At 65.3% G+C, this 21,865-nt stretch carries 25 protein-coding genes; 17 read left to right on the top strand and 8 right to left on the bottom strand.

What is annotated here, in order from left to right; genetic code table 11:
• Positions 1–151: 151 nt before the first annotated feature.
• Complete coding sequence (locus C2138_RS11510) at positions 152–1,432, top strand: M23 family metallopeptidase (protein WP_108517989.1); 1,281 nt, start codon at positions 152–154, stop codon at positions 1,430–1,432.
• Between the two features lie 85 nt (positions 1,433–1,517).
• Here C2138_RS11510 and ppa read toward each other — a convergent pair whose 3' ends face one another.
• Entirely contained in the window at positions 1,518–2,009 is a 492-nt protein-coding gene (gene ppa, locus C2138_RS11505; protein WP_108517987.1) for an inorganic diphosphatase, read from the bottom strand.
• A 48-nt stretch (positions 2,010–2,057) separates the two neighbouring features.
• Here ppa and tilS point away from each other — a divergent pair, with 48 nt between their 5' ends.
• The 12 genes from tilS to panC all read left to right on the top strand — a co-directional run bounded on the left by tilS (position 2,058) and on the right by panC (position 12,287).
• Entirely contained in the window at positions 2,058–3,071 is a 1,014-nt protein-coding gene (gene tilS, locus C2138_RS11500; protein ID WP_108517986.1) for a tRNA lysidine(34) synthetase TilS, read from the top strand.
• Between the two features lie 11 nt (positions 3,072–3,082).
• On the top strand, positions 3,083–3,634 hold the full coding sequence (gene hpt, locus C2138_RS11495) for a hypoxanthine phosphoribosyltransferase (protein ID WP_108517984.1): 552 nt from the start codon (positions 3,083–3,085) through the stop codon (positions 3,632–3,634).
• An 83-nt stretch (positions 3,635–3,717) separates the two neighbouring features.
• Positions 3,718–5,724, top strand: a complete 2,007-nt coding sequence (gene ftsH / locus C2138_RS11490) for an ATP-dependent zinc metalloprotease FtsH (RefSeq protein ID WP_108517982.1) — start codon at positions 3,718–3,720, stop codon at positions 5,722–5,724.
• A gap of 27 nt (positions 5,725–5,751) precedes the next feature.
• Positions 5,752–6,387: a GTP cyclohydrolase I FolE gene (gene folE / locus C2138_RS11485; RefSeq protein WP_108519098.1), complete on the top strand. Its 636-nt coding sequence runs from the start codon at positions 5,752–5,754 to the stop codon at positions 6,385–6,387.
• Entirely contained in the window at positions 6,380–7,231 is an 852-nt protein-coding gene (gene folP / locus C2138_RS11480) for a dihydropteroate synthase (protein ID WP_241961110.1), read from the top strand. Before folE ends, folP begins: the two co-directional genes overlap by 8 nt.
• Entirely contained in the window at positions 7,228–7,623 is a 396-nt protein-coding gene (folB, locus tag C2138_RS11475; protein ID WP_233245494.1) for a dihydroneopterin aldolase, read from the top strand. The genes folP and folB overlap by 4 nt, the downstream gene beginning before the upstream one ends.
• A complete protein-coding gene (folK, locus tag C2138_RS11470; RefSeq protein WP_108517980.1) occupies positions 7,620–8,186 on the top strand; it encodes a 2-amino-4-hydroxy-6-hydroxymethyldihydropteridine diphosphokinase in 567 nt (188 codons plus the stop codon). The genes folB and folK overlap by 4 nt, the downstream gene beginning before the upstream one ends.
• Complete coding sequence (locus C2138_RS11465; RefSeq protein WP_108517978.1) at positions 8,183–8,656, top strand: DUF3180 domain-containing protein; 474 nt, start codon at positions 8,183–8,185, stop codon at positions 8,654–8,656. The genes folK and C2138_RS11465 overlap by 4 nt, the downstream gene beginning before the upstream one ends.
• A gap of 16 nt (positions 8,657–8,672) precedes the next feature.
• Entirely contained in the window at positions 8,673–9,158 is a 486-nt protein-coding gene (locus C2138_RS11460) for a PH domain-containing protein (protein WP_108517976.1), read from the top strand.
• The gene (locus C2138_RS11455) at positions 9,155–10,720 is read left to right on the top strand and encodes a PH domain-containing protein (RefSeq protein ID WP_108517974.1); all 1,566 of its coding nucleotides are present in this window, start codon (positions 9,155–9,157) and stop codon (positions 10,718–10,720) included. Before C2138_RS11460 ends, C2138_RS11455 begins: the two co-directional genes overlap by 4 nt.
• On the top strand, positions 10,717–11,427 hold the full coding sequence (locus C2138_RS11450) for a Rossmann-like and DUF2520 domain-containing protein (RefSeq protein WP_108517972.1): 711 nt from the start codon (positions 10,717–10,719) through the stop codon (positions 11,425–11,427). The genes C2138_RS11455 and C2138_RS11450 overlap by 4 nt, the downstream gene beginning before the upstream one ends.
• Positions 11,424–12,287 (top strand): pantoate--beta-alanine ligase, encoded by an 864-nt coding sequence (gene panC / locus C2138_RS11445; protein ID WP_108517970.1) that lies wholly within the window; start codon positions 11,424–11,426, stop codon positions 12,285–12,287. Before C2138_RS11450 ends, panC begins: the two co-directional genes overlap by 4 nt.
• Before the next feature lie 46 nt (positions 12,288–12,333).
• On the opposite strand, the gene C2138_RS11440 is transcribed toward panC, so the two are convergent.
• The gene (locus C2138_RS11440) at positions 12,334–12,690 is read right to left on the bottom strand and encodes a thioredoxin family protein (RefSeq protein ID WP_108517968.1); all 357 of its coding nucleotides are present in this window, start codon (positions 12,688–12,690) and stop codon (positions 12,334–12,336) included.
• A 108-nt stretch (positions 12,691–12,798) separates the two neighbouring features.
• Between C2138_RS11440 and lysS the strand changes: the two genes are divergently transcribed.
• From lysS to C2138_RS11425, 3 genes are all read left to right on the top strand, one after another.
• The gene (gene lysS, locus C2138_RS11435) at positions 12,799–14,313 is read left to right on the top strand and encodes a lysine--tRNA ligase (RefSeq protein WP_108517966.1); all 1,515 of its coding nucleotides are present in this window, start codon (positions 12,799–12,801) and stop codon (positions 14,311–14,313) included.
• A 167-nt stretch (positions 14,314–14,480) separates the two neighbouring features.
• Positions 14,481–14,669, top strand: a complete 189-nt coding sequence (locus tag C2138_RS11430; protein WP_408640551.1) for a hypothetical protein — start codon at positions 14,481–14,483, stop codon at positions 14,667–14,669.
• A 47-nt stretch (positions 14,670–14,716) separates the two neighbouring features.
• A complete protein-coding gene (locus C2138_RS11425) occupies positions 14,717–15,193 on the top strand; it encodes a hypothetical protein (RefSeq protein WP_108517964.1) in 477 nt (158 codons plus the stop codon).
• A gap of 17 nt (positions 15,194–15,210) precedes the next feature.
• Here the strand turns inward: C2138_RS11425 and C2138_RS11420 are convergent, their stop codons facing one another.
• From C2138_RS11420 to C2138_RS11395, 6 genes are all read right to left on the bottom strand, one after another.
• Complete coding sequence (locus C2138_RS11420) at positions 15,211–16,185, bottom strand: pirin family protein (RefSeq protein WP_108517963.1); 975 nt, start codon at positions 16,183–16,185, stop codon at positions 15,211–15,213.
• Positions 16,186–16,254: 69 nt separating this feature from the next.
• A complete protein-coding gene (locus C2138_RS11415) occupies positions 16,255–16,914 on the bottom strand; it encodes a DUF2970 domain-containing protein (protein WP_108517962.1) in 660 nt (219 codons plus the stop codon).
• An 83-nt stretch (positions 16,915–16,997) separates the two neighbouring features.
• On the bottom strand, positions 16,998–17,567 hold the full coding sequence (locus C2138_RS11410) for a dihydrofolate reductase family protein (protein WP_108517960.1): 570 nt from the start codon (positions 17,565–17,567) through the stop codon (positions 16,998–17,000).
• 39 nt (positions 17,568–17,606) lie between these two features.
• Positions 17,607–17,840, bottom strand: a complete 234-nt coding sequence (locus C2138_RS11405) for a helix-turn-helix domain-containing protein (protein ID WP_108517958.1) — start codon at positions 17,838–17,840, stop codon at positions 17,607–17,609.
• Entirely contained in the window at positions 17,840–18,469 is a 630-nt protein-coding gene (locus C2138_RS11400; RefSeq protein WP_146181286.1) for a hypothetical protein, read from the bottom strand. The genes C2138_RS11405 and C2138_RS11400 overlap by 1 nt, the downstream gene beginning before the upstream one ends.
• Positions 18,470–18,524: 55 nt before the next feature.
• Positions 18,525–19,142, bottom strand: a complete 618-nt coding sequence (locus C2138_RS11395; RefSeq protein ID WP_108517954.1) for a hypothetical protein — start codon at positions 19,140–19,142, stop codon at positions 18,525–18,527.
• A gap of 209 nt (positions 19,143–19,351) precedes the next feature.
• On the opposite strand from C2138_RS11395, the gene C2138_RS11390 reads away from it, so the two are divergent.
• Positions 19,352–21,838, top strand: a complete 2,487-nt coding sequence (locus C2138_RS11390; RefSeq protein WP_108517952.1) for an ATP-dependent Clp protease ATP-binding subunit — start codon at positions 19,352–19,354, stop codon at positions 21,836–21,838.
• Positions 21,839–21,865: the final 27 nt, after the last annotated feature.

The raw sequence follows: 21,865 nt of genomic DNA, 5'->3' as shown, positions 1-21,865 counted from the left end.
CCGGGGCGCCAATCTCACGGCGGCCGCTCGCTGGCCGATAGTGCTCAATGGTGCACTTTCCTTGCCAAGAATGCGGGAGTTGCTAGTGTTACCTGTGTTAACAGTGTGACTGGGGAGTCTGCTGTCAATCGATCCAGGTTTGGGGAACAACATGAAGCACCACAACAGGGGTGATCGTCGTGGCCGCAAAGGCTTCGTCGCGACCCTGGCGATTCTTGGGGTGCTTCTCACGGCTGGTCTTGCATCCCAGTCGCCGGCAGAGCCCGCATATGCGGCCAACTATCCCAGCTGGCAAGACGTGCTCAATGCCCGCTCGAGCGAGTCGGCCAAGAGTGCCGAGATCAAGCGCCTCCAGGGCCTGATCGCACAGCTGGAATCCACGGTTGTTGCCGCAGAGGCAGAAGCCATGGCCAAGGGTGACGAGTTCATTGCCGCCCAGCAGGCCTACGATGAGGCTGCTTTCAAGCTCGGCACACTTCGTGAGCAGGTCGCTGTGGCCACCGCGGCGGCCGAGGAGTCGCTTCTCAAGGCCGGCCAGCTGGCCGCCCGCCTGCAGCGCTCGGGAACCAACGATCTCACGGCCACGCTGCTGTTCACAGAGTCGGATGATCTGCTCAGCCAGCTGGGCAGGGCAACCAAGGTCAATGAGCAATCCAGTGGTGTCTTCAACAAGGCCAAGCAAGACGAGAATGCAGCGCAGGCGCTGAGCGAAACTGCTGCCGTGCAAGAAGCCGCCCTCGCTGAGCTTGCGACTATTGCCGAGCAGGCCATGATTGAGGCGCAGAAGGCCTCGGATGCCGCCACGGCAGCGCTCGCAGAGCAGGCCGCCAACCAGACCCGGCTCCAGGCGCAGCTCGTGAGCCTCCAGGAGAACCGCCTCGCGACCGAGGCTGAGTTCCAAGTGGGCGATCGTATCCGCGTCGAGGCTGCCCGTGCGGCGGCTGCGGCTGCGGCTGCGGCCGCGGCTGAGGCGGCCAAGAACAACGGCGGCAGCGGAAACGCTGGCGGCGGAGCCCCCAGCTCCAGTGGATGGGTTCGCCCCTCCGGCGGAGGCATCTCGAGCCACTACGGCTGGCGCGTGCCACCGACCAGCGGTGCGAGCACGCTGCACGGCGGAGTGGACCTCGCCCCCGGTTGCAACTCGCCGATCTACGCAGCATCATCGGGAACGGTCGTTTTCGCCGGTCTCAGCGGCGGCTACGGCAACTACATCAAGATCAACCACCCCGATGGTTCGCAGACGGCCTATGCCCACATTGTCAACGGCGGCATCCTTGTGCACAACGGCCAGCAGGTTTCGGCTGGCCAGCAGATCGCCCGCGTCGGCACCACAGGAACGTCGACCGGATGCCACCTGCACTTCGAGGTGCGCGTCGGCGGTGCCACGCAAGACCCCGTTCCGTTCTTGCGGGCCCGCGGCGTGGCTATCTAGCGCCTCGGTCACAAAAACACAGGCTTCACACAAGAAGAAGGCCCCCTCCGCTCGGAGGGGGCCTTCTTCGTATGTCTGCTAAGCCTTAGTGGCCTTCGGCCGCCAGCTTGGCGATGCCGTCGACGATGATCTGCTCGGCCTCTGCGGCGTCGCCCCAGCCCTCGGTCTTGACCCACTTGCCGGGCTCGAGGTCCTTGTAGTGCTCGAAGAAGTGCTCGATCTCCTTGCGGGTGTACTCGGGGATGTCGTTCAGGTCCTGGATGTGGGCCCAGCGCGGGTCCTTCGCGGGAACGGCGATCACCTTGGCATCGCTGCCGCCGTCATCCGTCATGTTGAAGACGGCGACGGGGCGAACCGAAACGCCCACTCCGGGGAAGAGCGGGTAGTCGAGCAGCACGAGCACGTCGACGGGGTCACCGTCGAGGCCGAGTGTGTTCTCGAAGTACCCGTAGTCGGTGGGGTAGACGAAGGTTGTGTAGAGCACGCGGTCGAGGTAGACGCGACCAGTCTTGTGGTCCACCTCGTACTTGTTGCGGCTCCCCTTGGGAATCTCGATTACGGCGTCGTAGGCGGCCATTGCGGTTCAGCTCCTTGGGTTCGGCGTTTGCTGGAATAACGTTACTGGATGCCGTCACGCCGCCCCAGACTCACCCCTCCCATCGCTGACCTGCGCAGGGCGGTGCGGTCGTCGCTCGCGGGGCTGCCCGCAGATTCTCTCGTTCTGCTCGGTCTGAGCGGTGGGCCAGACTCGCTCGCGTTGGCCGCAGCGCTCGCGTTCGAGGCGCCTCGGGCCGGGGTTCGCGCTGGCGCTGTCGTCGTCGACCACGGTCTGCAGCCTGGTTCTGCGGATGTCGCGGCGCGCGCCGCTGCCCAGGCGTCAGCCCTCGGGCTGGCTCCCGTCAGCGTGGCGACGGTCTCGGTGGGGGGTGACGGCGGGCCTGAGGCGGCGGCCCGCGCGGCCCGCTATGCGGCGTTCGCCGACGCGCTCAAGCGGACGGATGCGGTCGCCATCGTGCTCGGGCACACTCTCGACGATCAGGCCGAGACGGTGCTGCTTGGCCTGGCCAGGGGCAGCGGTGCCGCAAGCCTGCGCGGTATGGCCCCTGAGTCACCGTTTCCCGTGGCAGGCGTAGAGGCATCCGTGCTCCGCCCGCTGCTGGGGGTTCGGCGAGAAGCGACGGTGCAGGCCTGCGTAGACGCTGGGCTTGAGCCGTGGTTTGACCCGCACAACGGCGATCCGTCGTTCACGCGAGTGCGGGTGCGGCAGGAGGTTTTGCCCGTGCTGGAGCGCGAGCTTGGGCCGGGCGTTGCCGAGGCGCTCGCCCGAACGGCGGAGCAGCTCGCGGAGGATTCCGAGGCGCTCGATCGATTTGTTCAGGAGACGATAGAAGATCTCGTGGAGCCGGCCGAGGCGGGGATCGCCCTGAGCGTTCGCGGTTTGGAGGCGAACCCGGCCGCTCTTCGACAGCGCATCATCCGCTATGTCGTCGAGTCTGAGTTTGGGGTTTCATTGAGCCGCGCTCACACCCTGGGTGTCGCTGCGCTCGTGACGGGGTGGACGGGGCAGGGGCCACTGCATCTGCCGGGTATTAGGGTTGAAAGAACAGGATCACTGATCGTGTTCACGGCCGTGTCGTAGGAAGAGAAGCAATGGAATCGAACGAAATCGCGGGCGACCTCTCCAAGGTGTTGCTCACGCAACAGGAGATTCACGACAAGATCGCCGAACTCAGCCGCCGCATTGAGGCCGACTACGAGGGCGAGAACCTGCTTCTCGTCGGAGTTCTCAAGGGTGCCGTCATGGTGATGGCCGACCTGGCGCGCGAGCTCAAGCTTCCGCTCAACATGGACTGGATGGCGGTGTCGTCCTACGGCTCTGGCACCAAGTCGTCTGGTGTCGTGCGAATTCTCAAGGACCTCGACTCCGACCTCACGGGTCGCAAGGTGCTCATCGTCGAGGACATTATCGACTCGGGCCTCACGCTGTCGTGGCTGCGCGCCAACCTCGAAAGCCGCGGAGCAGCATCCGTGGAGATCTGCGCGCTTTTGCGCAAACCGGATGCCGCCAAGGTTGAGGTCGACGTTCGTTACGTCGGCTTCGACATCCCCAATGAGTTCGTGGTCGGCTATGGCCTCGACTACGCCGAGAAGTACCGCAATCTGCGGGATGTCGGCGTGCTTGCGCCGCACGTTTACTCCTGATTCGCGGGCGCTCGGCTCGGCCGTTACGCCCCCAGCAAACATCGGGTAGCCGCTCAGGGGTCGCACGGTAGCCTTGCACCACTATGGATTTCAAGAAGTTGCTGCGCGGCCCTCTGGTCTACATCGCCGTTGGCCTCATTGTCGTCTCCGTCGGGTTTAGCCTTCTCGGGGGGTCGGGGTTCCGCGAGGTCAGTACTCAGCAGGGCCTTGAGTTTCTGGAGAAGAACCAGGTCGAATCTGCGACCATCATCGACGGCCAGCAGCGGGTCGATCTCGTGCTCAAGAAAGCTGACGGCGACCTGGGCAAGCAGGTGCAGTTCTACTACGCAGCACCGCGTGGCGAAGAGGTCGTCACCGCCATCAACGACTCGTCGGTCAAGACCTTCGATGACGAGGTCGACAACGGCAACTTCTGGACCTCGATTCTCGGGTTCATCATCCCGTTCCTCATCATCGGTCTGATCTTCTGGTTCTTGCTTTCGCGCATGCAGGGCGGCGGCGGCAAGGTCATGCAGTTCGGCAAGTCCCGGGCGACTCTCGTATCGAAAGAGACCCCCAAGGTCACCTTCGACGACGTAGCCGGCGCCGACGAAGCCATCGAAGAGCTGCACGAGATCAAGGAGTTCCTCACTGACCCCGCCAAGTTCCAGGCGGTCGGTGCTCGCATCCCCAAGGGCGTCTTGCTCTATGGCCCTCCCGGAACGGGTAAGACGCTTCTGGCCCGAGCCGTCGCAGGCGAGGCCAATGTGCCCTTCTACTCAATCTCGGGTTCTGACTTTGTCGAGATGTTCGTCGGTGTCGGCGCAAGCCGTGTTCGCGACCTCTTCAAGGAGGCTAAGGAGCATGCTCCCGCCATCATCTTCGTTGACGAGATCGACGCGGTGGGACGACACCGTGGCTCCGGAATGGGCGGCGGTCACGACGAACGCGAGCAGACCCTCAACCAGCTGCTGGTCGAGATGGACGGCTTCGACGTCAAGACCAATGTCATCCTGATCGCGGCAACCAACCGCCCCGACATCCTTGACCCCGCTCTTCTGCGCCCCGGTCGTTTCGACCGCCAGATCGGCGTCGACGCCCCAGACCTCGCCGGCCGAAAGAAAATTCTTGAGGTGCACTCCAAGGGCAAGCCCCTGACTCCGGATGTCGACCTGGAGGTCCTTGCCCGCAAGACCCCAGGCTTCACGGGTGCGGACCTGGCCAATGTGCTCAACGAGGCTGCGCTGCTCACGGCGCGCTCAAACGCGCAACTGATCGACAACCGCGCCCTCGACGAGGCCGTCGACCGCGTGATGGCTGGTCCGCAGCGCCGCACCCGTGTGATGCGGGACCAGGAGAAGCTCATCACGGCGTATCACGAAGGTGGGCACGCGCTGGTTGCTGCCGGGCTGAATAACACCGACCCCGTGACCAAGATCACGATTCTTCCCCGCGGTCGCGCACTGGGCTACACCATGGTCATGCCGCTTGAGGACCGTTATTCGGTGAGCCGCAACGAGCTGCTCGACCAACTCGCATACGCGATGGGCGGCCGCGTCGCCGAGGAGATCGTGTTCCACGACCCCACAACGGGCGCATCCAACGACATCGAGAAGGCGACCTCCACGGCGCGCAAGATGGTGACCGACTACGGCATGAGTGCCTCGATCGGGTCGGTCAAGCTCGGCTCCGGCAGCGGCGAAATGTTCCTGGGCCGCGACATGGGCAGCACGCGCGACTACTCCGAGAAGCTCTCGGAAGAGGTCGACAGCGAAGTGCGCCAGCTCATCGAGAATGCACACGACGAAGCGTGGGAAGTAATCAACCTCAACCGCGACGTTCTCGACCGCCTGGCATCCGAACTCCTCGAAAAGGAGACCCTCGATCACAACCAGATCGAGGAGATCTTCAAGGATGTCAAGAAGCTTCCTCCGCGCCCGCAGTGGCTCTCGAGCGAGCGCCGACCTGTCTCTGACCGCCCGCCGGTTCCGCTGCCAGACAAGAAGGCTCCGATCGACCCCGGAGTCGTCGACGGTGGAGTGGATTCCGATCCGGAGCCCGAGTCGAAGAAGCGCGCACCCCGCCAGGCACCGGGCATCGCAACAGCGTAAGGAATCGTCGTGGAGACCCGAAGCGAGATGACCGAGACGGGCCAGACGGCACAGCGCCCCGACGCACCGCGCATTGACGTGGCCCGCATCGAGGCGGCGGTTCTCGAACTGCTGAAAGCGATTGGCGAAGACCCCACCCGCTCGGGGCTTGAGCAAACCCCGCGACGGGTGGCACAGGCCTACAGCGAATTCTTCGCGGGGGTGGGCGTCGATGCTCGCGAGCATCTCGCCGACGGCATCGACCTCGAAGGCAACACGGGCGAACTCGTTATCGTGCGCGATATTCACTTTCGCTCCATGTGCGAGCACCACCTGCTGCCCTTCATTGGAGTGGCCCATCTGGCCTATCTACCGGGGGACCGCATCGTTGGCCTGGGCAATCTGGTGCGCGTCGTGGAGACCTTGTCGGCGCGCCCGCAACTCCAGGAACGACTCACCGACGAGATTGCGGATGCCCTCAACGACGGGCTCGAAGCCCGCGGCGTTGTGGTCGTCATGGATGCGAGCCACGGATGCGTCACCGCCCGTGGCAGCCAGCAAATCTCCAGTACCACCGTGACCGTCGCCAGCAGGGGGGAGCTCGCCGACAGTGTTCAGCGAGCTGCAGTGCTTGGGCTCATGGCACCGACCGCTCCCGACTTCATAGGAGGCAGAAATGGCTGAATTGCCGGTAATCATGGGCGTGCTGAACGTAACGCCTGATTCGTTCAGTGACGGTGGGGACTTCGCCCGCACCGAGACTGCTGTGGCGCACGCGATCGAGATGGTCAACGCCGGGGCAGACATCATCGATGTCGGCGGCGAAAGCACCAAGCCGGGCGCCGAGCGGGTCAGTGTCGAAGAGGAGCAGAGGCGCATCATGCCGGTCGTGCGGGAACTCGCCGACCGCGGCATCCGCCTCTCGATCGACACCATGAACGCCTCGACCGCTGCAATGACGGCCGAGCTGGGCGTCGAGATCATCAACGACGTTTCTGGCGGCAAAGCAGACCCTGCGATGGCGGAGACCGTCGCGGGTCTCGACGTGGATTTTGTCGCGATGCACTGGCGCGGCCCCAGCTCGGGAATGGACGGCGAGGCCAACTACACCGACGTTGTACGCGAGGTTCTCGGCGAGCTTGAACTGCGCATGGCGGAGCTCATCATCATGGGCGTTGACCCTGATCGCATCATCGTTGACCCCGGGCTCGGCTTTGCCAAGAAGCCGGAACACACGTGGCTTGTGCTCGCTAACCTGCGCCAGTTCACGCGCTTTGGCAACCGGGTTCTCGTGGGCACCTCCCGCAAGCGCTTTCTCTCCCCCCTGCTTGAGGACGGCACCAACGCGCATGAGCGCGACCGGGCCACGGCGGTGACGAGCGCCCTCGCTGCTGAGGCCGGAGCGTGGGGTGTTCGCGTGCACGACGTGACCTCGACCCGCATGATGCTCGAAACCTGGGGCGCGATCGATAGCGAGCGGCCCCCGCTGCCGCAGCGTGCCCGCACCTCGTTTCGGGAACCACGGTGACGCCGGGCGGCCCGCTCTCCGCCAGCCTGTCGAGCGACCACATCACGCTCACCGGCCTGCGGGCCAGGGCTCACCACGGGGTTTTTGAGCACGAGCGTCGCGACGGCCAAGAATTCGTGATCGACGTCACCGTGTGGCTCGACCTCAGTGTGTCGGCCTCCGGCGACGACCTGGGCAAGACCATCCACTATGGCGAGTTGGCGAATGAGGTCGTCGCCGCAGTGGAACGAGACCCTGTGGACCTCATCGAGACGGTCGCTCAGCGCATCGCCGACACGGTTCTTGCCCATGAGCCGGCCACAGCCGTGCGAGTGACGCTGCACAAGCCTTCGGCGCCCATCGAGGTTCCGTTCGGCGATGTCTCGGTCACGATAACCCGACTGCGGGCATGACCTTGGGGCACAACAGATCCGCGCCCGATGCTGCGGTTCGTGCGGTCATCGCCCTCGGCGGCAACCTTGGCGACCGAGAAGCGACTCTTCGCTCGGCCGTCGCCTCGGTCGCTGCGCTCGATGGCGTGTGGATGCTCGCGGCCTCCGGCCTCGTGGAGACTCCCGCCCTCAAGCTTGACGGGGTCGACTATGACGCGCCCTCGTATCTGAACGCCGTACTGATCGTCGAGACCACGCTCGATCCTCATGCGCTGCTCGATGCGCTGGCCGCGATCGAGTCGCAGCACCACCGCACAAGAGAGGTTCGGTGGGGCGATCGCACGCTGGACCTCGATCTGATTAGTGTCGATGATGTGATCCTCGATACTCCGCGGCTGACCCTGCCGCATCCGCGTGCCCATGAACGGGCGTTCGTGCTTGCACCGTGGCTCCAGGCGGATGCGCACGCCCGCCTTATCGGGCACGGAGCCGTCGCCGACCTGCTCCAGCAGCGCACCGACCGTGTATCGGTGTACCCCGCTGCACCTCTTCTGCCCGGCGCATCCCAGGGGGTGACGCCGTGAAGCGCACTCCCGCTGCTCTCGTAGTCCTCATCGTGGCAATCGGCGCCGGGGTGGGGCTGCTCACCCAGTACGCCCTCGCATCCGCAGGGCTGCCCGGGCTGGTTCCCCCCGTCAGTCTCGACCTGGTTCTGGTGGCAATGGGGGTGTTCGTTGTGGCGATGGCGGTGCCGATTCGCCGTGCCGTCAAGGGCAAGGTTCGCACCCATGTTGACCCGTTCTATGCGCTCAGGGTGCTCGTGCTCGCTAAAGCCTGCGCCATCTCCGGCGCGCTTCTCGCGGGAATCGGCATCGGCTTCGTCGTGTACCTGCTCACAAGGACGGTGCCCGCGCTAGGCTCGGTCGGGTACTCGGTCGGCATGACTGTGGGGGCCGTTCTGCTGCTTGTCGCAGGGCTTGTCGCCGAGGGGATGTGCCGGATTCCGCCGCCGAGCGACGAGGATACCGACGACGCGGCGAAAGCCATGAGCTGACAAGAACTAGGACGCTATGACCACCCACCTCGAGACGCACGAAATCGAATGGCGGAGGGTCTCCCCCCGGCTCGCTGTCGCCGAGATCATCAGCGGAACCATCTTTTGGCTCATCGTGATCGCTGCGGCGATCGGAATGTGGGCGCTCACCGATTGGTCGTGGGGCCTCTGGGTCGCGGGCGCTGCGGTGGTCTTTCTCATCCTGGGCACCATCTTCACCATCCGCCAGGTGCGGGCCTACGGGTACCAGCTGCGCGAGGACGACTTAGTGGTGCGCAGGGGCATTATGTTCTTGCGTCTCGTCTCTGTGCCCTACGGCCGCATGCAGCTCGTCGACATTAACCGCGGACCCCTCATTCGCGCCCTCGGGCTCAGCGAGCTCAAATTCGTCACGGCGGCAGCATCCTCCGCCGTGGTGATCCCTGGCCTTCCCGAGGCAGAGGCCGAGCAGTTGCGCGATCGCCTTGTGGAGCTTGCCGAGACCCGACGGGCGGGGCTGTGACCGACGAAACCGCTGGTGGCGCCGTGAGCGAATCGCTCGCAGCACCCGCCGTGGGTGCGGCCCGCCTCGCCGATGGTGAGTGGCATCGGCTCCACCCGGCGTCCCCGCTGCTCAAAGGCGGCATCGCGCTTATCGCCATTCTCGGTGTCATCATCTCGAACCTGCGCGAGCGGCTCGTTGGCTTCTTCGTTCCCGGCTTCACCGAGTCCGGCGACCCCGTCGACTATGTGCTCGACCACGGCTATGTCGGGTACATCCTGCTCGCCATCGCGGTTGTGCTCATCGTGCTCATCGTGGGGTTCTATTTCTCCTGGCGCATGCACACGTTCCGCATCACCGACGAAGTCGTCGAGGTGCGCTCCGGCATCGTCTTTCGCACCAACCGCAAGGCCAGGCTCGACCGCATTCAGGGCATCAACATTGTGCGGCCGTTCTTTGCTCGGCTCTTCGGCGCCGCGCGTCTCGAAATCAACCAGGCTGGGCAAGACGCCAATGTGCAACTGGCCTACCTGGGGTCGTCGGCGTCGGATGATCTGCGTCGCGAGATCCTGCGCCTCGCGTCGGGAACTCGCAAGGCCGAGGCCCAGAGGGTTGCGGAGGCCTCGGGCGGGTTCATCGACCAGCGGGTGAGCGAGCTGCTCGCCCCCGAGCTGAGCCCCGACGAGGCGCCGCCAGAGTCGGTTGTTCGCATCCATCTGGGCCGACTCATCGGCTCGATTCTGCTGTCGGGCATGACCGTTGCCCTCGTCCTCGGCATTGCGGCTTGCATCGTCCTCATCACCACAACGGGCGAGTGGAGCATCCTCTTCGGCATGATCCCCGCCATGCTCGGTCTTGGCGGCTACGTGGTGCAGAGGTTCGCGCGCAGCCTTCGTTACTCCATTGCGGGGACCCCGGACGGCGTTCGAGTCGGCTACGGCCTCCTCTCGACAACCAACGAGACCCTGCCGCCCGGGCGCATTCACTCCGTGCAGGTCAGTCAGCCGCTGCTGTGGCGGCCCGCCGGCTGGTGGGAGATCAAGGTCAACCGTGCAAGCCAGTCGTCGGCCAGCGGTGCGGCGGGGGAGGCAAACACCACGATCATGCCCATCGGCAACTCCGTCGACGTCATGAACGTGCTGCGCCTGCTGCTGCCCAACTTCACCGACGACGACGCCATCGCGCTGATCCAGGCCGGCCTGGTCGCCAGGGGCGCAGCATCCGATGGATATGTCACCTCACCCCGACGGGCCGCATGGCTGCGCTGGTTCTCGTGGCGGCGCAACGGCTTTGCCCAGCACCCCGACGGCTTCTTTCTGCGACGCGGAGCGGTATGGCGCGAACTCGCAATCGTTCCGGGGCCGCGCGTGCAGAGCGTTTCTCTTGAGCAGGGGCCGCTCGGCCGGGTCACGAGGCTCGCCAGTGTTCACCTGCACACCGTGGCTGGCCCGATCAGCGCTCGGCTCGGGGCCCTCGACGAGACGGTGGCCGCGCAGTTCTTTACGGATGCCGCCGGCGCGCTCGTCGCTGCGGCTGCCCGCGACCATTCCCACCGCTGGGCCCGGGAGGAAGAATCCGTATGAATAACTCGCAGAGAGCCGGGCGCCTTGGCGTCGGAATCATCGGGGCAGGCAAGGTCGGCCCCGTTCTGGGCGCCGCGCTCGCCGGGGCCGGGCACGCCATCGTCGGCATCTCTGCCCTCTCGCCCGAGAGTCGTGATCGCGCCGAGGTGATGCTTCCGGGCGCACCCATCCTCGACGTGCCCACGGTTGTGGAGCGCAGCGAACTCGTCATCCTGGCGGTGCCGGATTCCGAACTCGCCGATCTCGTCGCCGGCCTCGCGGCGACGGGGGCGTGGCAGCCGGGCCAGCTTGTCATGCACACGGCACCGGGGGTCGGCATCTCGGTGCTAACGCCCGCACTCCAGGCCGGGGCGATTCCGCTTGCCGTACATCCCGCCCTTGCCTTCACGGGCACGAGCGTTGATCTCATTCGCTTGCGCGAGGCCTTCTGCGCGGTCACCGCTCCGGCGCCCGTTCTGCCCATCGGGCAGGCGTTGGTCGTAGAGATGGGGGCAGAGCCTGTGGTGGTCGCCGAGGCAGACCGGGCAGCCTACGCAGAGGCGATTGCCACCGCAACCAGTTTTTCGACCGCGATTGTCTCGCAGGCGATGCGCCTGCTTGACGACATCGGCGTCGACTCCGCAGGGGCAGTGCTCGCTCCTCTCGTGCGGTCGGCTGTCGAGAACGCGCTCGCGCACCCCACCGACGACAGGGAGATCCACCCGTGACCACCGCTGACCGCCCCCTGGTCATCCACACCATTGCCGAGTTGCGGGAGTTTGTGCGCTCGAGGCGTGAGCGGGGGGCATCCGTTGCCCTCGTTCCCACGATGGGCGCCCTGCACAACGGCCACCTCTCGCTCGTGGAGCGGGCTGCAGGCCTTGCCGACACCGTTGTGGTGTCGATCTTTGTGAATCCTCTGCAGTTCGGCGTGGGCGAAGACCTCGAACGGTACCCGCGCGCGCTTGATGCCGATGTCGAGGCTCTCGGCGGTCACGGCGCCGCCGTCGTCTTCGCGCCAAGCGTCGACGAAATGTACCCGAATGGGCCGAGCCTCACCCGCGTTACCGCTGGCCCGGTCGGTTCGCTCTTCGAGGGCGCAACTCGACCAGGGCACTTCGATGGCATGCTCACGGTCGTCGCCAAGCTGTTTAACATCGTGCAGCCGGATGTCGCGGTGTTCGGTCAGAAAGACGCTCAGCAGGTGCGCCTGGTCAAGCAGATGGTGCTCGATCTGAACCTTCCGCTGCGCGTCGAGGTGGCTCCGACCGTGCGCGAAGACGATGGCCTTGCGCTCTCCAGCCGCAACCGCTTCCTCACTTCTGACGAGTCGACGGTCGCTCTCGTGCTTTCGAAGGCGCTGCAGGCCGCGGCCGACAGCGCACCGAAGGGGGCAGCGGCCGCCAGGGATGCTGCTCACGCCGTCTTTGCCAACGAGCCCGGCGCTGTGCTCGACTACTTCGAGATCGTGGGCGCCGACACCTTCCAGCCGGTCGCCGAGGGGTTTTCAGGCCCCGCCGTTGCGATCGTGGCGGCCAGCGTGGGGGCGACTCGGCTTATCGACAACCGGCCCATCGACCTGGGCTAGCTGCCGCCGAATGCGGCCACCGCGGTCGCAGCCTGCGGCTGCCGCGCTAGCTCGCGGCGAGCTTCTCACGGATGCTCTGCATGTCGAGATCGCGAATCGTGGCGATCAGTCGCCGCAGTTCTGTGCGGGAGGGCACCCCCGGCCGCGAGTAGACCATGATCCCCTCGCGGTAGATAGCGACGGTGGGCACGGAGCGGATGCCGAACGCCCCGGCCAGTTCCTGCTCCGCCTCAGTGTTGATCGTGCCGAAAAAGACGTCGGGTTCCCGATCGGACGCGGCCTCAAAAATGGGTGCGAACACGCGACACGGAGCGCACGAATTGTTCCAGAAGTCGAGCGCGACGATGTCGTTCTGTTCGATGACATCGCCAAAACTCGACGCGGTGAGGGGCACACTGGGCACCTGCCCACTCTATGCCTGGCGCCTTAGAGGGAGCCCCGCAGGAGGGCTGGCCCCGGCCACCTCAGGCCCCGCGTAAACTGGTGGTCTACCAAGGAGACGTTGCCCCGCATGACCGAATCTTCTGCCACGCAGACCAAGGCCACCGCCGAGCCCACCGAGGCGGAGCTGTCTGAGCAGACGCAGGTGCGTCTCGCCAAGCGGGAGCGTCTCATCGAGAGCGGCCACGAGGCTTACCCCGTTTCGCTGCCCATCACGACCACCATCCCTGCCGTGCGCGCGCAGTTCCCCGACCTTGAAGCGGATGCTCAGACGGGCGTCAAGGTCGGCGTCGCCGGCCGCATCGTGCACCTGCGCAACACCGGCAAGCTCTGCTTCGCGTCGCTGCAGGCGGGCGACGGCTCTCGAATCCAGGCCATGGTGTCGCTGGCATCCGTCGGCGAGGAGTCTCTCGCGCTGTGGAAGGAACTCGTCGACCTGGGCGACCACCTCTTCGTCTCGGGCGAGGTCATTTCGAGCCGCCGCGGCGAGCTGAGCATCATGGTCGAAGAGTGGAAGGTCGCCGCAAAGACCCTCCGCCCCCTGCCCAACATGCACACCGAGCTCAACGAGGAGACGCGGGTTCGTCAGCGCTACCTCGACCTGATCGTGCGTGAGCAGGCGCGCAACACCGTCGTGGCCCGTGCCACCGCCGTCTCATCGCTCCGCGCAACATTCGCCGGGCACGACTACCTCGAGGTCGAGACGCCCATGCTGCAGACGATGCACGGCGGAGCATCCGCTCGCCCGTTCGTCACGCACAGCAACGCATTCGACACCGAACTGTTCCTGCGCATCGCCCCCGAACTCTTTCTCAAGCGTGCCGTCGTCGGCGGTCTTGAGCGGGTCTTCGAGATCAACCGCAACTTTCGCAACGAGGGCGCCGACTCCACGCACAGCCCCGAGTTCGCGATGCTCGAGGCCTACCAGGCCTACGGCGACTACAACCAGATGGCCGACCTCACGCAGGAGCTCATCCAGAACGCCGCCCTCGCGGTAGCGGGAAGCCACGTCGTGACGTGGGCTGACGGCACCGAGTACGACCTGGGTGGGCAGTGGGATCGCGTGTCGATGTATGAGTCGCTCAGCGAAGCATCCGGCGTCGAGATCACGCCACAGACCTCCCTCGACGATCTGCTCGCGCACGCGGCTAAGGTCGGGGTCGAGGTGCCGCACCCCACACACGGCAAGCTCGTGGAGGAGCTGTGGGAGCACTACGTCAAAGTCGGCCTCACGCGTCCCACCTTTGTGATGGACTTCCCCGTCGACACCTCCCCTCTGGTGCGCGACCACCGCACCAAGGCTGGCGTAGTGGAGAAGTGGGACCTGTACATCCGCGGGTTCGAGCTGGCGACCGGATACTCCGAGCTGGTCGACCCCGTGATTCAGCGCGAGCGTTTCGTGGAGCAGGCGACCCTTGCCGGCCGTGGCGACGTCGAGGCAATGCGCATGGACGAGGATTTCCTGCGTGCCCTCGAGCACGGGATGCCGCCGTCGGGCGGAATGGGAATGGGCATCGACCGCCTGCTGATGGCCATCACGGGTCTCGGCATTCGCGAAACCATCCTGTTTCCGCTGGTGAAGTAGCGCTCATGGCCGTTCCCGGAGGAAAGAAGATACCACCGGCCCGAATCGGGTTGTTGGTTCTCGCGGGGGTCGTGGCGCTCTACTTTCTCGTGACCGTCGTCTCCGGTCTGTTCCGCTAGCAGGAGCGGCGGGGCCAGGCACTCAGGCTGGACGCGTAGACTTGCGGCGTGCTGGAAAACTTCTGGGCTAACGCCGTCTTCTCGGTCACCCCGACCATCCTGATCGGCCTCATCTTCTGGATGGTCATGCGATCGATCCTTCGTGCCGACCGCACGGAGCGCAAGGTTTATGCGCGGATCGAGGCGGAGGAGCGCGCCAAGCTCGGACAGCCGACCCCCGAGACCCCCGCGCCGTAACCGCCGGCACGCGAGCGCATTGCCGCATCGAGACCCGAGGAGTTGCCGTGCCTTCGATCCCCCGCCGTGCGCTGCACGCCACCGCGATTGTCGCCACCCTTCTGCTGACTCCCGTGCTCACCGCGTGTGGAACGCCCCTTGAGGGCATCGTCAGCGAAAGCGTCGAGAGCGCGGTCGAAGACGCGACGGGAACCAAGGTCGAGTCGGGTGGCGAGATTCCGGCAGACTTTCCCGCCGAGGTGCCACTGATCGACGGCGAGGTCACCTACGGCGGAAGCCTCGAGGTCAACGGAACCCAGAACTGGACCGTGACCATCACGACCACGGAACCGGTTGCGGATGCCTTCGCCAACATCCGAACGCAGCTCACCGACGCGGGCTTCATGCAGAGCGTGATCAACGAGACCGCCGACAGCGCGAATGGTGCCTTCACGGGGACCAACTACTCGCTCATTGTCACTGCCTCGGTTGCCGACTCGCAGACCAGCATCACCTACGTGGTGACCTCCGCCGTCGCCGGTTAACGCACGCCGCCGCGGCTCTAGTCACGCGCCCGCAGTCGCACCGTGGGCAGTTCGGGCGCCGGGAGCGGGCTGCCGTCATAGACCGTGCTGCCGAAGCGTCCGGCTGGGTTCTCACCGCCAACGGCCTCGCGCATCCACTGCTCGCGGTACGCGACCACCTCGTCGTGGGTGCGGCCGATAAAGTTCCACCACATCACGATGCTCTCGTCGAGTGGTTCGCCACCGATGAGAACGATCCGGGCGGATGTTGAGCCCGCCGCGATCACGAGAGTGTCAGAACCTGGTGCGCGATAGCCGATGTGGTCGACGGGCACAGCCTCGTCGTCGACGCTCACCTCGCCCGTGTCCACGAGCACGCCGTGCTCGAAGCGGGCATCGACGGGCAGGCTGATCTCGGTGTCCGCGGGCAGATCGATCTGCGCCCCGACGAGCGGGCTGAATGTTGTCGCGGTCGACTCGCGCCCGAGAAGGCTGCCGAGAAAGACGCTCACGGTGGCGTCCTGATGCTCGAAAGGGGTGGCGACATAGTTCTCGAAGAACGGCTCGACATGGCGAGACGAGTCCGGCAGCGCCGTCCACAGCTGAACGCCGTGCAGGGTTTTTGCCTGCGGGGTCGAAACCTCTGAGTGCTGGATGCCGCGGCCCGCGGTCATGAGGTTCAATTCACCCGGCACCACCATCGCGTGGGCGCCCGTCGAGTCGCGATGCTCGATCTCGCCCGTGAAGAGCCAGCTCACCGTCTGCAGCCCTGTGTGCGGATGCGGTGGCACGACCATTCCGCCCGATTCGGCCACAGCATCCGGCCCGTAATGATCGACGAAGCACCACGCCCCGATGAGCGAACGACCGCGCTGGGGCAGTGTGCGCCGCACCGTCATGGCGCGAGGGCCCCCGAGAGGGACATCGCGTGGCTCGATCAGCACGATGCCGCCGTCGCCGGCGGGCGCAGCGGCGCACACGCGCTCCTCTGGCTTCACGTCGAGGTTGCTCATGCAACGAGCCTAGGCCGGGGACGCCGTCGCCCGCAGGTCGGGGCGATGCGCGGCTCACCCGATGGGGCCCTATTCTTCGGTGGGTGTCGGGGTGGGCGTCGGTGTCGGGGTGGGTGTAGGCGTCGGGGTGGGTGTCGGGGTAGGAGTCGGGGTGGGTGTCGGCGTCGGCACCGGTTCGGGCGTTGGTGTCGGGGTCGGCGTGGGCGGCGGCACCGGGGCAGGTTCCTGAGTGGTTTCCGTCGGCGTGGGTGTGGGCGTGGGCGTCTCAGAGGGGGTTTCGCTCGGGCTCGGCGAGGTCGATGGCGCGTCGCTATTGCCCAAAACTTGCGGCAGGATGAGGGCAAGCGCGATCGCCAATACCGCGGCAACGACGATCCCAGCGATGATCCAGGGCCACGGCCTCTTCTTCTTCTCGTCGGTCTCCGCGGCTGCTGCGGCGCCCGCGCCAGCGGCCGAGGCGATCGGAACGTGGGATGCAAACGGGGCGGTCGCCTGGGCTGCCTCGGGGTCTGCTGCGCCCAGCATCACCGTTTCAGCATCCTGATCGAGGCGCTGCGTGGGGGCGTCGCCTTCGACCGGGATGGGCTTGGTGGGCAGGTCGTCTCCGCTGAACTCCTCGGTGGGCGGCTCGGCGCCGGGGCCAGCACCCGCGCCCTGAGCGTCTGCGCCGCTGGCGCCATCGCTGCCCTGTGGCTGGTCGTCGGGCGGGTTACCTTGGTGGTCTGACACGTCGAACTCCCCTCGTCTGGTCAGACCCTAATCCGCTCACCTTTGTGCCGTTAGGTCGTCCCGTCGATCGAGAGCAGCTGGCATCACGCCATAGCGGGAATGGGCCGGTATCGCTGGGCGACGGCCCCCGACTCAAACTCATGGCGATGCACAAGTTCGAGTGGGATGCTCTCGCGCAGTCCGGCAAGTAGTGTGGGCCCGCGCCCGGCAACTACCGGCTGCACAAGAAACTCGTATTCGTCGATGAGTCCCAGATCGGCCAGCGACGTGGGGAGGGTCACGCCGCCGACCGACAGGCCTTCGCCTGGCTCCTGCTTGAGTCTCTCAATCGCTGGACCTAGCTCGCCTCGCAGCAGCTCGGCGTTCCAATCAACCTCGCCGAGCGTGCTCGACACGACGTACTTTTTCGCGCTGTCGATGGCTTCGGCGAAGGGGATCTCCCACTCCTCCATCCAGTCGGGCCATTCGCCCGTCGCTGGTTTTCGCCACGCTGACTCCATCATTTCGTAGGTCACCCGGCCCAAGATCAGGGCATCGGCTCGCTCCATCTCAGCGGTCCAGTAGCGCATCGACTCCTCGTCTGGAGGGAGCCCAGCCTCGTGGTGGCAGCAGCTGTCGAGGGTGACGTTGATCGAATATCGAAGTGGTCTCATGGCGTTGCACTCCTTTTTGCGCGTCAGTCTAAGCACGCTTTAGTCGGAGCGCACCAACAGTTCGCCGACCGTGCAGTCGAGTGCATCGCAGATGGCCGTGAGGGTGGAGAAGCGGATGGCGCGCGCCCTGTCGTTCTTGAGCACCGACAGGTTAACGATGCTCATGCCAACAAGCTCACTCAGCCGTGTGAGGGTCATCCCTCGTTCTTCGAGAAGTTCGTCGAGTCGGCAATGGATGCCGGTCTCCTCTTCGTCGGCTGCCCGTGGCCCCATCAGACGAGTCCCTCGGTGTCGCGCTGCAGGCGCTGGCCCAGTTCGAAGGCACCCGCCACGACCGCGAGCGCGAGACCCCAGCCGAGCGGGGCCATATCGATGTCCACCATGAATAGAGGCAGCCCCGCCGCCTCGAGATCGAGACTTTCCACGATCTCCGCGTGCGCTAGGCCCGTAAGAAAGGGCGTTCCGAGCCCGGCGAGTATGACGAGCACCGCCGCGGCGCCGATGCCCCAGGTCGCCGAGTGCACGAAGGGTCGGCCTACGAAGACTCGCACGCACAGCCAGGCGACGACGGAGCAGATCCCGATCACGAGGAGCGAGCTCAGGATCGCCGCCGCCATGAGGTACCCGCGCGCCTCCGCGGGGAGCGACTCGACGGTGATGGAGACGTTCTCGTACTGGGCGGAGGTGATGAGGGTGGATGCCTCGGCGACGCGGTCAGCCGAAGCGTCCTGCACGGTCATCCCCGAGACAGTGGTGGCGGAGTTGCTCGCCAGGCCTACGAGCTGTCGCCTCACCAGGAAGACAGCCTCGGTCGCCGCAATCGCGAGCGCGCCACCCGTGATGAATCCGAGCACTACTTTCTCGGCCATCCTGCCCGGCGTCGGGGTGAGTACCTGTGTCATCATTTGCTCCACATCACATATCGAAAAGCTGCTCGGGGTGCTGCTGCCTGTCCCATCAGACGAGTCCATCCGTATCGCGCTGCATCCGCTCGCCCGCTCGAAAGGCGAGGGCCAGGGCGCCGAGGGTCATGGCAAAAAAGAACGGCATCCAATCCATCGTGAAGATGATGTTGTCGTAGCTGTAGTCGCTGAGGGTGCCGAACGTGCCGTTGACGCCCATCGTCGTGAGAATCGCTCCGAGGCCCCAGCCGACGACGATCGTGAAACTGGATGCCGTGACGAGTCGCGAGTTCGTGCGGCTGAACATCGTTCCGCTGAGCATGTTGCGGCACAGCAGGCAGATGAGCGTGGTCACGGCGAGAACGGTGAGAGCCCCGACGATCTCGGAGAGCACCAGTGAGACGACCGTGGTGGCGGCCAGATGGGATGCGGTGACGGTGGCGGTTTCGACCGCGACCGTCACGAGGCTTCCGCCCGGGCCGATGGGCAGGTCCGCGGTCGTCTCGGCAAAAGGAACGAGCACGGGAATGTCGACATTGGGCGCAATGCTGATGATGCGCAGCGTGGTCGTCACGATTGTGATGATCGCAACGACGATGCCGACTCCGATGGTCGCGTAGATGTCGGCGCGGTTGCTCAGGCTCATGGTGGGGCCGGGCACAGTGGTCTTCATGGGCACCTAACGTTTATCGATAACAACGACAATCGTTAACATAACGATTGTCGTTATGGAGCGCAACTGCAGCTGCAAGAAATCTGCGAAGCACCTGCGTGCGCACCGCCCGCTTAACGCCCAGGGCGAACACGGGAGCAAACGCGAGGGTCGCCTCGTTACTCTCTTTGTAACGGCATCCAACCTGCCCGATGCCAGAGGAGTTAGAGATGTTCGAGAGATTTACCGACCGCGCTCGTCGTGTTGTCGTTTTGGCGCAAGAAGAAGCCAAGATGCTCAACCACAACTACATCGGCACCGAGCACATTCTGCTCGGACTCATTCACGAGGGTGAAGGCGTAGCCGCCAAGGCCCTCGAGTCGCTAGGCATTTCGCTCGACTCCGTGCGCGAGCAGGTGCAAGACATCATCGGTCAGGGCCAGCAGCAGCCCACCGGCCACATTCCCTTCACCCCGCGCGCCAAGAAGGTTCTTGAGCTTTCGCTGCGCGAGGCCCTCCAGCTCGGCCACAACTACATCGGCACCGAGCACATCCTGCTCGGCCTCATCCGTGAGGGCGAGGGAGTCGCAGCGCAGGTGCTCGTCAAGCTCGGCGCAGACCTCAACAAGGTGCGCCAGCAGGTCATCCAGCTTCTCTCTGGCTACCAGGGCAAGGAGCAGGTGCAGGTCGGTGGCAACGACCAGGCCCAGGCTCAGGGTGGTTCGCAGATTCTCGACCAGTTCGGGCGCAACCTCACGCAGGCCGCGCGCGACGGCAAGCTCGACCCCGTAATCGGGCGCGAGAAGGAGATGGAGCGGGTCATGCAGATCCTCTCCCGTCGCTCCAAGAACAACCCCGTTCTCATTGGTGAGCCCGGGGTCGGCAAGACCGCCGTCGTCGAGGGTCTTGCCCAGGCGATCGTGCGCGGCGACGTGCCCGAGACCCTCAAGGACAAGCAGCTCTACACGCTCGACCTCGGCTCGCTCATCGCCGGAAGCCGCTACCGCGGTGACTTCGAAGAGCGCCTCAAGAAGGTCACCAAGGAGATCCGCACCCGCGGCGACATCATCACGTTCATCGACGAGATCCACACCCTTGTTGGTGCTGGAGCCGCCGAGGGCGCAATCGACGCCGCGAGCATCCTCAAGCCGCTTCTCGCCCGTGGCGAGCTGCAGACGATTGGTGCGACCACGCTCGACGAATACCGCAAGCACTTTGAGAAGGATGCTGCGCTTGAGCGCCGCTTCCAGCCCGTGCAGGTGCACGAGCCGTCGCTGCCGCACACCATCAACATCCTCAAGGGACTGCGCGACAAGTACGAGTCGTTCCACAAGGTGTCGATCACGGACGGCGCGATTGTTGCTGCTGCGAACCTCGCCGACCGCTACGTTCAGGACCGCTTCCTGCCAGACAAGGCCATCGACCTGATCGACGAGGCTGGCGCCCGCCTGCGCCTGTCGATCCTGTCATCGCCCCCCGAGCTGCGCGAGTTCGACGACCGCATCGCCGACGTGCGCAAGCGCAAGGAAGCCGCGATCGAAGACCAGGACTTCGAGAAGGCAGCATCGCTCCGTGACGAGGAGAAGAAGCTTCTCGGTGAGCGCCTGCGCCTCGAGAAGCAGTGGAAGAGTGGCGAGGCCGGCTCGACCGGAATCGTCGACGAGGGCATCATCGCCGAGGTTTTGGCTTCTGCGACCGGCATCCCCGTCTTCAAGCTGACCGAGGAAGAGACCGCGCGTCTCGTCTTCATGGAGAAGGCCCTGCACCAGCGCGTCATCGGGCAGGAGCAGGCCATCTCGGCTCTCTCCAAGACGATCCGCCGCACGCGCGCCGGGCTCAAGGACCCGAAGCGCCCCTCCGGTTCGTTCATCTTCGCTGGCCCCACGGGTGTCGGAAAGACCGAGCTTGCCAAGGCGCTCGCCGAGTTCCTGTTCGACGACGAAGACGCTCTGATCTCGCTCGACATGTCGGAGTACGGCGAGAAGCACACTGTTTCGCGCCTCTTCGGTGCCCCTCCCGGATTCGTCGGATTCGAAGAGGGTGGCCAGCTCACCGAGAAGGTGCGCCGCAAGCCGTTCAGCGTCGTGCTCTTCGACGAGATCGAGAAGGCCCACCCGGACATCTTCAACTCGCTCCTCCAGATTCTGGAAGAGGGTCGCTTGACGGATGGTCAGGGTCGCGTCGTCGACTTCAAGAACACCGTGATCATCATGACCACCAACCTGGGCACGAAGGACATCACCGGTGGCCCGGTCGGCTTCACGATCGAGGGCAATGCCGCGCAGGATTACGCCGGCATGAAGGCCAAGGTTGTCGAGGAACTCAAGAAGAACTTCAAGCCAGAGTTCCTCAACCGAGTCGATGAGACCATCGTGTTCCCGCAGCTCAACAAGGAGGAGCTGCTGCAGATCGTCGATCTGTTCGTCAAGCGCCTGGGCGAGCGCATGCTCGACCGCGACATGACCGTCGAGCTCACGCCGGCGGCCAAGGAACAGCTCATCAAGGTCGGGTTCGACCCGACTCTGGGCGCCCGCCCGCTGCGCCGCGCAATGCAGTCCGAGATCGAGGACCGACTGAGCGAGCGCATCCTCGGCGGCGAACTCGGCTCCGGCGACCACGTGCACGTCGACTACGCCGACGGTGACTACGTGTTCACCACGACCCGCCAGCCCGGCCGCGAGGCCATCGAGGCACCAGCGGCGGCCATCGCCGAATAGCGTTACGTACCATCGAACCCGCCCCGG

This window comes from Salinibacterium hongtaonis (assembly GCF_003065485.1).
Taxonomy (GTDB): domain Bacteria; phylum Actinomycetota; class Actinomycetes; order Actinomycetales; family Microbacteriaceae; genus Homoserinimonas; species Homoserinimonas hongtaonis.
This window is presented reverse-complemented; position numbering and strand designations above follow the sequence as displayed.